We start from the raw sequence: 13,493 nt of genomic DNA on the forward strand, positions 1-13,493 counted from the left end.
ATTTCGAGGAAAGCGCTTAATTTTCCGGCGAATAATCAATGCATGACAAACTCCGGAATCACCATAGAACGACTGTTGAATATCAGTTCTGCGCCGATGGAATTACTTCAATTGGCCGATCCGTCCATAGAACAGATCAACCAGTATCTTCAAAACGGTTACTGCTTCGTTGCCAGGGCTGGTTCCGGAATAATTGGTGTAATGATTCTGTTCGATCAGATTGCATCAAGCATCGAGATTAAAAATATTGCAGTGGATGAGAACTGGCAGGGCAAAGGAATCGGCAAACAGTTATTGCAGTTTGCAGAATCATTTGCCCTGCAACATTCTTATAGCAGATTGCTGATTGGAACAGGCAATTCGAGTATCGGACAACTTGCGCTATATCAGAAGATGGGGTTCGAGATCTCCGGAATCAAAAAGAATTTCTTTCTGATACACTATAGCGAACCCATTTTTGAAAACGGCATTCAGTGCAAACACATGATCATGCTGGAAAAAGATCTTTCCAGATAATGCTTTCTCAGAAATAACTCAGCCATTTTTTGTTCTGGTAGTTTGCCGCTTTGTATTTGCTGAAACGCAGGCAGAGCGGATACAGCAGCACAATGGTTATGATCCATATAACATATACCACGATCAGCGAAAAGCCGTATCCCACCAGTTGTGCGTTGGCTGTTACCCATGTGGTGAAATTCACCATGTCCGATGCAGATCTTCCTGAAACGATCGCAGCCACTACTCCCATTCCATGGATCACCGGAATATGGATCAGGTAAAAGAACATCGGCACTTTACCGAACACAATCACTTTGGAAGTGAATTTGTTCAATGGTTTTTCACTGTAAGCAAGAAATAACAAAGCGGGTCCGATGGTCATCAGCATGAAAAGCAGTGAGGGCGGATACTTGGTCACATTTACAAAAGACAAAATGGTGAAGATGAAATTCTTTTGAACAGACCAATGTGCAGGATCACCATACATATTGATTGCACGGATCACAATAAAAAGCAGTACCGCGCTCAGACCGAGATTACGCAGCATCTTTTTCCGGTAATCAGACGCTACATCCGGATTGTACAAACTGCCCAAACAATAACCAAGGCAGATAATTCCGATGAAAGGAATCAAAGGATAACCGATGATCAGAGTGAATGGACCGATATGGAAGCTTCCGAAATTTTGTTCGTGCAGCAAAGTCCAGAACAATGCACCGGCACTTTGTCCGGGTACATGCACACCATCCAGCAGATTATGTCCGAACACAAGCACCAAACCCAATACCAGCAATACTTTGCGAGGGAGATGAATGAGCAGCGCCAATGCCATCATACTGATACCCAATGCCCAGATCACCTGAAGAATGAAGGCAGGATAATGCGGGTTGAATGTCCACATCAAAGTAACGTAAGCCAGTTCGAGCAACACGAGCCATAGCCCTCGTGTAAAAAGGAAAACGGACAATGACTTCCGCCCATTCTTCAATCCATAAAGGGAGGCAGATACACCAGCAAGCAATGTGAATATCGGTGCACAATAGTGAGTGATCCATCTTGTAATGAAGATCGGAACACTTGTGTGCTGCAAATCGGTTGGATCGTGAACATAGGAATAGGCGTGAAAATAATCACGCACGTGATCCAGAGCCATAATGATGATGATAAATCCGCGCAGCAGATCAATTGATTCTATCCGCCGGCTCTTGGCAGGCACTGTGGCGCTGCCGGTAAGAAGAGTGGTCATAGCAGTGGGATGGTTAAAGGTTATATGCAAATTACATCCGGCGTTTTATTTGGTTCACAAAAAATTACCGGATTTAGAATTTTGACGCAAAACCACCCGTGTGCAGCAAAAGGCATTCCATAATAAGCACGGCTCACCGAATAATATTCGGTGCTGCATCAACACTTGTTAATTACTGCTTTCGCCGTCCGAAAGTTCAATTGCAACCTTTAGAACTGCGATTCCTGCCGCGAAAAAATAAAAAAACCGGAAGCATTGCCTCCGGTTCGCGAATAATATTCTCCCTGTATTAATTTTCTGCAAATGCAGTAGCTGCTGCAAGTGCTTCATGTTTGTTCAGATCGGTTTGAATGATTCCGATCTTTTGACGCGCTACATCATGCGCATCCTGGCCAAGGAAGAGATGCACCGGAGGCGCCTGCATTTCGCTCACTTCGATCATTACATCAGCAGCTTTATCAGGGTCACCCGATTGCTTGCCATTGATCTCGTTCAGATGCAGTTCTTCTCCCGCACGTGTAGACTTGTATGCATCAATCGGATTGGCTGGCACTTTAATGGAACCGCCCGATAAGAACTCGGTTCTGAAATATCCGGGATACACCACAGTGGCGTGTACGCCAAAGTCTTTCATCTCTTCAGCAAGCGCTTCAGTAAATCCGGCTACTGCAAATTTTGTAGCACAGTAAATGCCGAAGCCCGGAAAGCCTCCTGTGTATCCGCCGATGGATGCGATGTTGAAGAAATGCCCTGATTGCTGCGCTCTCAGATATGGAGCAGCATTGCGGATCACGTTCAGCGAACCGAATACGTTTACATCGAACTGTTCTTTTACTTCTGCATCGCTCAGTTCTTCCAGCGATCCGATGAGGCCATATCCTGCATTGTTCACCACTACATCGAGTTGACCGAAATGGGCAACAGTTTTCGCTATAACTTTTTTCACATCTTCGTTGTCTGTGATATTCATTTCGAGGGGAAGAAATTCGTTTGAAGCTTTACCGATCTTTTCCTCCAGTCCTGCTACTGTTCTTGAAGTAGCTGCTACTCTATAACCTGCAGCCAGCAGCTTCTGAACCAGAGAAAGTCCCAGTCCTTTTGATGCGCCGGTTACAAACCATACTTTTTTCGTCTTCATAATTCAAAGTTTAATTGATGGAGCAAAATTACTGGCTGGCTGTTCCCGCAAATAACGCTAAACAAACAATACCTTACGAAATTCAAACATTTCTGAATTTGGTGGGACTGAGATCCATATGTTTCTTAAAGAAGTTGTTGAAGTGAGTGGGTTCCGTAAATCCGAGCGAATAGGCAATTTCCGATACATTCCAGGAGCTGTGTTTCAGCAGCACTTTCGATTCCTGCAAAAGCCTTTCTGCGATGATCTCCGAAGTTGTTTTCTGGGTGATTTCTTTCAATGCCCTGTTGAGGTGATTCACATGAACACCCAGCTGGTTTGAAAAATCGGAAGCCGACCGCAATACCACCCGTTGACGGGCATCTTCGATGGGAAATTGTCTTTCGAGCAGTTCGAGAAAAAGTTCCGACATGCGCTCATTTGCATTTTTTTCATGCTTTTCTACACTGGTTGCAGGCGCCGATTTCATTACATAGTGCAACAACTCCCAGGTGAGGTTTCTGAGCAGGTCGTATTTATGTGCATAATCGGAATTGAGCTCCTGCAGCATGCGTTCGTAGATCCCACAGACAACATCGCACTGCTCATCGTTGAGTTCAAAAACAGGTGTTCCCTTTGGTTTAAAAACCTCATACTGATTCAGGCTTCCGAAATGATGAAAAAACTCAGCCGTAAAAACGCAGAAGTATCCTGTCTGCTTTTCATCTGTAAGATCACACCTGTAAGGTACCATTGGATTCCCGAAGAAGATCCCCTGTTTCTTTATCTCCAGCACTTTATCTGCATAAGCAATTTGCGCAGCTCCACGTCCAAAACCTATTTTGAAATAATCTTTTCTGCTATAAGGCACAGGTTGGGCGCCATGCCCGGTATATGGCTCCAGTCTGAATACGTTGAAATGACCAACTCCTTTGCGGAGCGAATCAGGTACCCAGTTGAGTTTGTTCCTGTAAAACTGTTCGATGGTTTCCGGCTTGTTCATAAACCGAAGTTACGAAATTCAAATAGGTAAGAAAAGGAAGGGACAGATCTCCTATAACAGGGGCAGCACCGAGGCCCGGTAATTTCTGCCGATTGGGATGCGATGGCCGCCGATCTCGATGGCAATGGCAGTGAAGGCATCGATCTTTTTTCTGGCTACGATGAATGATCGTTGCACTCTTATGAACCGTTGTTTCGGGATCTCCAGCTCCATTTGCGAAAGCGTGATCTTAACCAGGTAGGTTTGTTTGGCGGTTACAATGGCAACATACTCTCTCCTGCTCTCGAAAAAGAGAATATCGTCGAACAATATCTTGATCCGCTTTTTATTGATGTTCACCTGCAGGTGCTGCAATTCTTCCGATGTTTCTATCTGCGGAGTTGAATCGTTTCTTTTCAATTTATTCACTGCACTTAAAAACCGGTTGAAACCGATTGGCTTCAGCAGGTAATCCACCACATTCAGCTCATAACTATCCACCGCATAATCTCGATAGGCAGTTGTAACTATCACCTGTGGCGGGTTTTGAAGGGTCCGCAGAAAATCCAGCCCTTTTATTTTGGGGAGATGGATGTCCAGAAAAATCACATCTATCTTTTCCTGCTGCAATAGCTGCATGGCGTAGATGCCATCTCTGCAAACGGCTTTGCATTCCAGAAAATCAACCTGCCTGATATAATCCTGCAGCACTTCAGCAGCAAGCGGTTCGTCTTCGAGGATCAGGCAACTAAATTTTTCCATAACTGTTTAGATTCACGGTGAGCAGTACTTTGAACGCCTGTTTGCTTTTTTCGATATCGAGCGATTGTTCACCATACAGCAACTCAAGTTGCCTGGTGGTGCTTTGCAATCCGAGCTTCTGCGGCTGTTTCAACGCTTCTTCTGTTTCGGTACTGTTTTCAATATTGAATTGCAAAATGCCTTGCTGTAACTTCAGGTCGATATGAATATAAGAATCAAAATGATTTTCGCTCGCACCATGCTTGAAGGCATTTTCTACCAATGGCAACAGCAGCAAAGGAGCAATGCTTTGATCGGGATCATCGATCTCCTTTTTGAATTCAAGGCTCAGGTTATCATGGAACCGGATCTTCTGCAATGCGATGTAATCTTCTAAAAACTTTACTTCTTTGCCGATGGTGATGGTTTCCCCCGAAGTTTCGTACAACATAAAACTGAGCAGTTCAGATAATTTCAGCACAGTTTCCGGCGCTTCGTCGCTTTTCTTTCTGGTGAGTGCGTAAATATTATTGAGCGTATTGAAAAGAAAATGCGGATTGAGCTGTCCCTTCAGCAGTTTGATCTCAGCAGCGAGCTTTTCTTTTACCAGATTGTTTTCCCGTTCCTTTGTTGCAATCCGGTTATCGATGAATCGTACTGCCAGCATAAACGCAGCAGGAAATGCGGCTTCGATCATTATGCTCAGAAACCGCCGGGGATCGATAAAAACATCACCGGGTATTTTATCGAAACTGTAGATGTAAGGGAATACGATCAGTCGCATTACAGCGATCACCACCAGCACTGTAAGCAGATAAGGAACCAGAATTGCGATATACTTCAACACAATACTCTTTGCCGGATCGAGAATAAACTCCAGTCCAAACCTTGTAATGTAATAGGCGAGTGCAGCAAGTGGCGTAATGTACAGCAGTGTGCCGCACATGGCCTTCAGCAAGAGGTAATGCGTATTGATCAGTCCGGCCTGATGATCCAACAGCCAGAAATAATCAAGGTACACCATAATTGCCCAGTAGATGGCCCAGAATGCCAGATGGTGAACGCGTTTATTCATTGGTTCAAAAATCGGTAAAATCAGGAGGTGCAGAAACCGCAATCACAGAATACCTGCAATCGTCTACAAAATACCGAAAAAGCGCAGCAGTAAACCCAATACAGCATACGTGAATAAGAAATCGATTACTGACAACATACATCCATCATCAAAAATGAGCAGAATTGCACAGTAACATAACCAGAATCACCCTATCTTTCGTACAGGAGCGCAGCCGGAGCAGTCAGTTCATTTTTGACCATAAACTACAGCTATGAACAGGTTTCCATTTCTTTCTTTGCGCCAGTATCTCATTGTATTAAGAGTTAGTGTGGCTATCGTTTTTCTGGCACACGCCATTGTACGCATTGCGCTGGAAGGTTCAATTGCCCAGTTTTCACTTTTCATGCAGAACAAAGGTTTTCCATTTCCTACAGCTGTCGTATGGATGATCACAGTATTTGAGATTGCCGGCGGCATCGCACTGGCACTGGGTTATTGGGTAAGATTATTATCGGCAGGATTTATCATTCTGCTTACTGTTGGCATTATCATTATCCATTTATCTTTGGGATGGTTTGTTGGCGAGCATGGCGATGGAGGATGCGAGTACAGTTTCATTCTCATCGTTGCACTACTTGTAATAGCAGCAGACGATAAAAAACCTCGGTGACTGCAAAAACGCGATCACTGATATGTAATTTCAAACACTACAGCATCTGGCCTATTATGAAAAAAATCAGCTCCCTCACTACAATACTGGGTCTGAGTCTGATGGCATCAGCTCAGGTTTCGAATCAACAGCAATTTGACGCGAAACGTGCAAAGCAGGGGCAATTCGAAATGGCCTGCTTTATTTTGAATGGCGGCAAATTCACTGAATTCGGCACTTTCAACATGGAAGTGAATACAGACAACAACCGATTTTCTATTTTCACTGTATTCACCACCAACTACTCGGATGAAGTTGTAACAGATACCAGTATTTCAGATGGCCAATCATTCCTTCCCATTTATCGTTCTTCCTACAGCAAGAAGCGTGAGTTGAAACTGAAGTTTGGAAACGAAGTAACAGGCTATCATCTCGACAAGCAAACAGGCAAGCGCACTGCCATAAAAGAATCTGTAAAGGATGCATACATCGACAACTATGCGTACCCTTACCTCCTTGGCACACTCCCGCTCACAACCGGATTCAAAAAACAGCTTGCTGTTTACGAATACAAACCAGAGAACAAAAGCAGCCTGAAACGTGTAATGGTGGAAGAAACCAAAAACAACATCTTCGACACCAAAAACACAGGACAGCACAAGGTTTGGGCTGTTTCCATATTTGAAGAATTAACCGGAGACCGTTACATCTATCATGTCGACAAAGAAACAGGCAGGATCTGGAAAGTAGAAATCACCGACTCGAAAGGCAACAAGATGTTGATGATCGATAAAGAAACAGACTACAATCCTTTCACTACCGCCTTCACAAAACAGGACAAGGAAAACGCGCTGAACATGATCAAAAACGGAAACTCGGTCATTATCGGCGAAGCGTTTGCACGCGACAATCAGAATGCAGGAACTCCACTGGGAAACATTGCTGTTTTCAACATCAACAAGAAGCAGCATGCAGCAGCAGGAACTCAGGTTGTACTTATACCATATACCGACTTTTACAAAGAATGGGTGAAACTGAATAAAGCTGCCAGAAAAAAAGGCAAAGGTATTCCACTTCCAAATGATGCAGCGGATTGCATTAAGGTAGCAACCGTGTACGACGATAAAGGACATTTTGAATTCACCAATCTGATGCCCGGAGAATATCTCGTATTCACTGAGTTTGGTTACACACACACCTTCTCCAGATCGGAAGTGGTGGGCTATACCGATCATTATGTAAATGGATTATTCCAGGGATCTACCACCAATTCTGTTAGCCGGGGCTACGCCAGCAATGCAACAGCCGCTCCTCAAAAAGTAGTCACCATCAAGAAAGACGGAGACAAAGAAGAAATCAAGCTGAAGAAAACACTTTAGTAAATCAATACAGCATCAACCCTGAATTGACAGCCGCCAGGCTATCGATTCAGGGTTTTTCATTTGTGGCAAAAAACAACTCCATCAGGCCATCTCGTTTGAAATGTGTAATTTATGGTTTGAATTTCGTAAGCAGGCAGTTGCATCCTCTGATACATTTGCATATTATTTCAGCAGCTATGGCAAAAAGAAAAGTCTACGAGAATCTTTCGCATACTCCTCAGTTTGCTGAAGGATATAATATTTTCAGTGCACTAGGATCGTTGTGGTCCAGATCCAAAGAGGCAATTCCGCGCGTAGAACTTCCTTCCCTAAAACAGAACCTTCAACAGTTCCATTCTGAGGAGCCTGCCATCATCTGGTTCGGACATTCTTCTTACCTCATTCATGCCAACGGAGTGAATATACTCGTAGATCCGGTGCTGAGCGGCTATGCGTCTTTTCTCAGTTTTCAGTTCCGGGCATTCAAAGGCGCGGACATTTACAAAGTGGCCGATATGCCAAAGCTGGATTGGATCATTCTCACACACAATCATTACGATCACCTCGATTACAATGCCATCAAACATCTCGCAGCCAAAACAAATGCATTTGTAACTCCGCTCGATGTAAGCAAAACAATTAAACATCTGGCAAAAAAAGAGTCGTCCATCACAGAGCTCAATTGGTGGCAGTCGTTGCAACTAGCAGACAATATCAAGATCACAGCTACGCCTGCCAGACATTTCTCCGGAAGGTCTCTTCGACGTAATGGTTCACTCTGGACTTCCTATGTACTCGAAATAGATCACTACAAAATATTCATCGGAGGAGACAGCGGATACGATAGTCACTTCAAATCGATCGGTGATAAATTCGGTCCATTTGATATTGCCTTGCTTGAATGTGGACAATACAACAAGATGTGGCCTTACATCCATTCAATGCCCGAAGAGCTGATCGATGAAGCACGTGATCTGCAGGCAAAAGTGATCATGCCTGTTCACTGGGCAAAGTTCGCGCTGGCGCTGCATCCATGGTATGAGCCCATTCAAAAATTTGTAGCTGCTGCGGACAATGCAGGCCTGAGATACACTACACCTATGATCGGAGAGGCAGTAATACTCGATCAACAATACCCTCAAAGCAAATGGTGGGAGAAACTGATATATAAAAGCCGGCAAAGAATTGCCGGCTCATGACTGCACTTTAACTAACTGTATGTACGTGTAAATCTATTTCCAGCCACCGCCTAAACTCCTGTATACATCTACAACAGCACCTAATTGCTGTTTCTTCGTTTCAATCAATTCGAGTTTGGCTTCAAGCGCATCGCGCTGTGTCATCAGCACTTCGAGATAATCGGCTCTTGCATTTCTGAACAGGTCAGTTGAAATGTCAATTGAGCTGGTCAGTGCATTTACCTGCTTTGATTTCAGATCGTAGCTCTTTTCGAGATTGCTGATATTCGATAACTGATTGCTTACTTCGAGATAAGCATTCAGAATGGTACGTTCATAATTGTACATCGCCTGCAATTGCTTTGCATTGGCCGTAGCGAATTCTGCTTTGAGTGCATTGCGGTTGATCAGTGGCGCTGCCAGATCTCCTGCAAGCGAATACAGAATCGATTCAGGCATCTTCACCAGATAAGAAGGCTTGAAGGCCTGCAATCCAAATGCAGCCGATATTTCAAAGCTTGGATAAAATTCGGCACGCGCCACTTTCACATCGAGCTTTGCAGCTGTGAGATCCAGCTCTGCCTGTTTGATATCCGGCCGGTTTGCCAGCAACTGCGAAGGGATGCCCGCGTTCACCGAAGGAGGAAGAGCCAGCATAAAACTGCTCTGATCTCTTACGATTGTCTGCGGATAACGGCCCAGCAGAAAATTGATCTTATTCTCCGCTTCACGTATCTTCTGAAGAATATCGAATTCGAGACTCTGCGATTTCAGCACTTCTGCTTCGAATTTCTTCACCGCCAGTTCTGTTGCTCTTGCCGCATCTTTCTGCGCCTTCACAATGTCGAGAGCATTCTTTTGCAGACTGATGTTTTGCTTTACAATCGCCAGCTGATTATCCAGCGCTATCAATTCGTAATAGGAGTTGGCTACTTCTGCAATCAGGTTGGTGATCACAAAATTCTTTCCTTCCATGGTAGAAAGATATCTTGTAACGGCCGCCTTCGTTGCGTTGCGGAGCTTCTTCCAGATATCCACTTCCCAGTTGGCGCGGGCGGCGATAGTGAAATCTCCGAGCGGATCGGGCATTTCTTTGCCAGGCTCAATTTCAGTGGTGGCATCACCAGCACCCTGGCTGGTATATCGCCCTACTTTTTCAACACCTGCTCCGGCAGTAACTCCTACCGATGGCAACAGCGCTCCCTTCCTCACACGAATATCATTTCTCGCGATCTCGATCTCCTGCAGGGTGATCAGCAGCTCCTGATTGTTTTTGATGGCTGTATCTATCAGCTTTACAAGATTAGCATCCGTGAAAAAATTCTTCCAGGGGATGTATCCTGTATTGGTGGTATCCACGCTGTTTTCGTAGGATACAGGCACAGACTTGTTTTCGGTCTGCTGCACTGCTGCGGGCAGTTTGCAACCGGCAGCTGCCAGACAGATTCCCAGAACTATGCCGCTTCGTTGCTTCAGTATTTTATACAAGAACATTATCTTCAATTTCTTCGGTTAAAGGAGTCTCTTCTTCTTCTTTGTTGAATTTGCGTTTCTCAGCGATTTTTCCAAACACGTAATACAATCCCGGTATCAGTACCACACCGAAGATGGTTCCGAACAACATACCACCCGCAGCTGCTGTACCGATGGTTCTGTTTCCGATCTTACCCGGACCAGTTGCCAGCACCAGCGGAATCAAACCTGCGATGAATGCGAAGCTCGTCATCAGAATCGGACGGAACCTCACTTTCGAGCCTTCCATCGCGGCCTGATAAACGGTTGCTCCATCACGATGTTTTTGCACTGCAAACTCAACGATCAACACAGCATTCTTTCCGAGCAAACCGATCAGCATCACCATCGCTACCTGTGCGTAGATATTGTTTTCAAGCCCCAGTATTTTCAAGAAGAGCAGTGCCCCGAAAATACCGGCGGGTAAAGAAAGTATCACTGCCAGCGGAAGTATGAAGCTTTCGTATTGCGCAGCAAGAATCAGGTACACAAAACCAAGACAGATAAGGAAGATGTACACAGCCTGATTCCCCTGCATCACTTCATCCTTTGAAATGCCCGCCCAGTCTATACCGTAGCCTCTCGGTAATGTTTTGGCCGCTACATCATTGATAGCTTTGATGGCCTCACCGCTACTGTATCCCGGTGCTGCTGCACCACTGATCTCCGAAGCGTTGTACATATTGTGACGCGTGATCTCACTGAGACCATACACTTTATCCATTCGCATGAATGCAGAGAATGGCACCATCTCATCTTTATTGTTCTTCACGTACAATTTCAGAATGTCTTCGGGCAATGCTCTGTACTGTGGCGATGCCTGCACTATTACTTTGTATTGTCGACCGAACTGGATGTAGCTGATCTCATAGTTACTGCCCACGAGCGTGGAGAGCGTATTCATCGCATTGTCGATGGTAACACCTTTCTGTTGTGCAATATCATTATCCACACTCAGCAGGTATTGAGGGAAGCTCGCACTGTAGAAACTGAACACGGATTGAAGCTCTTTCCGCTTGGTGAGTTCTTTCACAAAATCGTTGCTCACGGTTTCCATTTTCTTGTAGTCGCCGCTCCCTGCTTTATCGAGCAGACGAAGTTCGAAACCACCGGCAGCGCCATATCCAGGAACGGCAGGCGGCTGGAAGAATTCGATATTCGCCCCTGTGATATCTTTTGTTTTTTCTTCGAGTTCATGAATGATCTCAGTTACAGACTCTTTCCGATCACTCCAGTTTTTCAGGTTGATCAGACAGGTTCCGGAGTTGGCGCCGGTTCCTTCGGTAAGAATCTCATAACCCGCCAATGCAGAAACCGACTGCACCCCATCAACATCTTCACAGATCTTCTGCAATCTCTCTGCTATTTCATTGGTTCTTTCGAGTGAAGAACCCGGAGGTGTTTGAATGATGGCATAGAACATACCCTGGTCCTCATTCGGGATAAAGCCCGATGGTACTGTTTTATTCAGGAACCATGCGCCTCCGCAGAAGGCAAACAGCACAATGAAGGTGAGCGATCTTCTCGTAACTGTTCTGCGCAATACAAAGCTGTATTTGCCTGCAACACGCTCGAACCAGTTATTGAATCCTCCGATGATTCTATCTGCAATTGATTTTTTGTGTGTATGTTTTCCGTGATGGCTTTTCAGAATGATGGCACAAAGCGCCGGCGTCAGCGTCAATGCCACAACACCCGAAAGGATAATGGCCGTTGCCATGGTGATGGAGAACTGACGATAGAACACGCCAACCGGTCCACCCATAAATGCCACCGGAATGAATACTGCCGCCATCAGGAACGTAATGGCCACAATGGCTCCGGCAATTTCTTTCATGGCTCTTTTGGTAGCCTTCAGTGGTGAGATCCTTTTATCTTCATCCATCTTCGCATGCACGGCTTCGATCACCACAATGGCATCATCCACTACCACACCGATGGCCATTACCAATGCAAACAGTGTGATAAGGTTTAGCGTGATCCCGAAGAACTGCATAAAGAAGAAAGTTCCTACAAGTGATACGGGTACCGCCATTGCGGGAATGAGCGTAGATCGCCAGTCGCCCAGGAAGAGGAACACCACAATACCTACGAGGATGAATGCTTCCACCAATGTGTGCAATACTTTCTCGATACTTGCATCGAGGAACTTAGACACATCGTAGCTGATCTCATACTTCATTCCTTTGGGGAAAGAACTGCCTTCGATCTCCTTCATCTTCTTCTTCACATTCTCGATCACCTGGCTGGCGTTGCTTCCGTAAGATTGTTTCAATACAATCGCAGCAGAAGGTTTTCCGTTAAGGTTCGAATAGATATCGTACATGGAGCTTCCGAACTCCACGTCTGCAACATCTTTCAGACGAAGCAGCTCTCCGTTCGGGCTCGAACGAAGGATCACGTTTTCGTATTGCTCTTTCGAATTGAATCGTCCGGAATACTTCAATACATACTCGAAAGATTGGGAGCGTTTACCGGAGCTCTCCCCTGTTTTGCCGGGAGAAGCTTCGAGGCTCTGATCGCTCAATGCCTTCATCACTTCTTCGGCGGAGATCTTGTAGGCAAGCATGCGGTCTGGCTTCAGCCATACACGCATGGCGTATTCCCGGTTACCGAGGATATCTGCATAACCCACGCCATCCACACGTTTCAGCTCGGAGAGCACGTTGATATCGGCGAAGTTGAAAAGAAATTTCTGGTCTGTTTTATCGTCCTCACTGTACAGGTTGATGTACATGAGCATGTTCGATTCTTCACGAGTGATCTTTACACCTTCGCGCACTACCAGTGGCGGCAGTTTGTTCACAACCGATGCCACACGGTTCTGTACGTTCAGTGATGCCTGGTTGGGATCGGTGCCTAAGTTGAAGATCACCTGTATGGTTGCTTCACCATCGTTACCGGCATCCGATGCCATGTATTTCATTCCGGGAACACCATTGATGGCGCGTTCCAAAGGAATGATAACGCTTTTGATCATCAGCTCACCATTCGCTCCGGGATAGGCAGCCGTAACATTCACCTTGGGGGGAGAGATAGACGGGAACTGCGTTACCGGCAATTGTGTGATGGCCAGCACACCAAGGAACACGATGATCAGCGATATTACGATCGAGAGTACGGGCCTCTGTATAAATTTATTGAACATTGCC

The 13,493-nt window shown here is 45.4% G+C and carries 11 protein-coding genes; 4 read left to right on the forward strand and 7 right to left on the reverse strand.

Going from position 1 to position 13,493, the window contains the following annotated elements; genetic code table 11:
* Positions 1–42 precede the first annotated feature (42 nt).
* Complete coding sequence (locus tag HHL16_RS01555) at positions 43–516, forward strand: GNAT family N-acetyltransferase (RefSeq protein WP_169423381.1); 474 nt, start codon at positions 43–45, stop codon at positions 514–516.
* Positions 517–523: 7 nt separating this feature from the next.
* On the opposite strand, the gene HHL16_RS01560 is transcribed toward HHL16_RS01555, so the two are convergent.
* From HHL16_RS01560 to HHL16_RS01580, 5 genes are all read right to left on the reverse strand, one after another.
* Positions 524–1,744 carry a heparan-alpha-glucosaminide N-acetyltransferase domain-containing protein gene (locus HHL16_RS01560; RefSeq protein ID WP_169423382.1) on the reverse strand — a complete coding sequence of 407 codons (1,221 nt, stop codon included), beginning with the start codon at positions 1,742–1,744 and terminating at the stop codon, positions 524–526.
* A gap of 289 nt (positions 1,745–2,033) precedes the next feature.
* Positions 2,034–2,882, reverse strand: coding sequence for an SDR family oxidoreductase (locus HHL16_RS01565; RefSeq protein WP_169423383.1), 849 nt, complete (start codon positions 2,880–2,882; stop codon positions 2,034–2,036).
* A gap of 82 nt (positions 2,883–2,964) precedes the next feature.
* Entirely contained in the window at positions 2,965–3,864 is a 900-nt protein-coding gene (locus tag HHL16_RS01570) for a helix-turn-helix transcriptional regulator (protein ID WP_169423384.1), read from the reverse strand.
* Positions 3,865–3,915: 51 nt separating this feature from the next.
* Positions 3,916–4,605, reverse strand: a complete 690-nt coding sequence (locus HHL16_RS01575; protein ID WP_169423385.1) for a LytTR family DNA-binding domain-containing protein — start codon at positions 4,603–4,605, stop codon at positions 3,916–3,918.
* Positions 4,592–5,659: a histidine kinase gene (locus tag HHL16_RS01580; protein WP_169423386.1), complete on the reverse strand. Its 1,068-nt coding sequence runs from the start codon at positions 5,657–5,659 to the stop codon at positions 4,592–4,594. The genes HHL16_RS01575 and HHL16_RS01580 overlap by 14 nt, the downstream gene beginning before the upstream one ends.
* Positions 5,660–5,912: 253 nt before the next feature.
* On the opposite strand from HHL16_RS01580, the gene HHL16_RS01585 reads away from it, so the two are divergent.
* The 3 genes from HHL16_RS01585 (at position 5,913) to HHL16_RS01595 (ending at position 8,850) form a co-directional block, all read left to right on the forward strand.
* Positions 5,913–6,311 carry a DoxX family protein gene (locus tag HHL16_RS01585; RefSeq protein ID WP_169423387.1) on the forward strand — a complete coding sequence of 133 codons (399 nt, stop codon included), beginning with the start codon at positions 5,913–5,915 and terminating at the stop codon, positions 6,309–6,311.
* A gap of 56 nt (positions 6,312–6,367) precedes the next feature.
* Positions 6,368–7,669, forward strand: coding sequence for a hypothetical protein (locus HHL16_RS01590; protein WP_169423388.1), 1,302 nt, complete (start codon positions 6,368–6,370; stop codon positions 7,667–7,669).
* 179 nt (positions 7,670–7,848) lie between these two features.
* A complete protein-coding gene (locus HHL16_RS01595; protein WP_169423389.1) occupies positions 7,849–8,850 on the forward strand; it encodes an MBL fold metallo-hydrolase in 1,002 nt (333 codons plus the stop codon).
* Between the two features lie 33 nt (positions 8,851–8,883).
* Here HHL16_RS01595 and HHL16_RS01600 read toward each other — a convergent pair whose 3' ends face one another.
* On the reverse strand, positions 8,884–10,323 hold the full coding sequence (locus HHL16_RS01600) for a TolC family protein (protein WP_169423390.1): 1,440 nt from the start codon (positions 10,321–10,323) through the stop codon (positions 8,884–8,886).
* Positions 10,310–13,489 carry an efflux RND transporter permease subunit gene (locus HHL16_RS01605; RefSeq protein ID WP_169423391.1) on the reverse strand — a complete coding sequence of 1,060 codons (3,180 nt, stop codon included), beginning with the start codon at positions 13,487–13,489 and terminating at the stop codon, positions 10,310–10,312. Before HHL16_RS01605 ends, HHL16_RS01600 begins: the two co-directional genes overlap by 14 nt.
* Positions 13,490–13,493 lie beyond the last annotated feature (4 nt).

The sequence above is a fragment of the Pseudoflavitalea sp. G-6-1-2 genome, from assembly GCF_012927185.1.
GTDB lineage: Bacteria > Bacteroidota > Bacteroidia > Chitinophagales > Chitinophagaceae > Pseudobacter.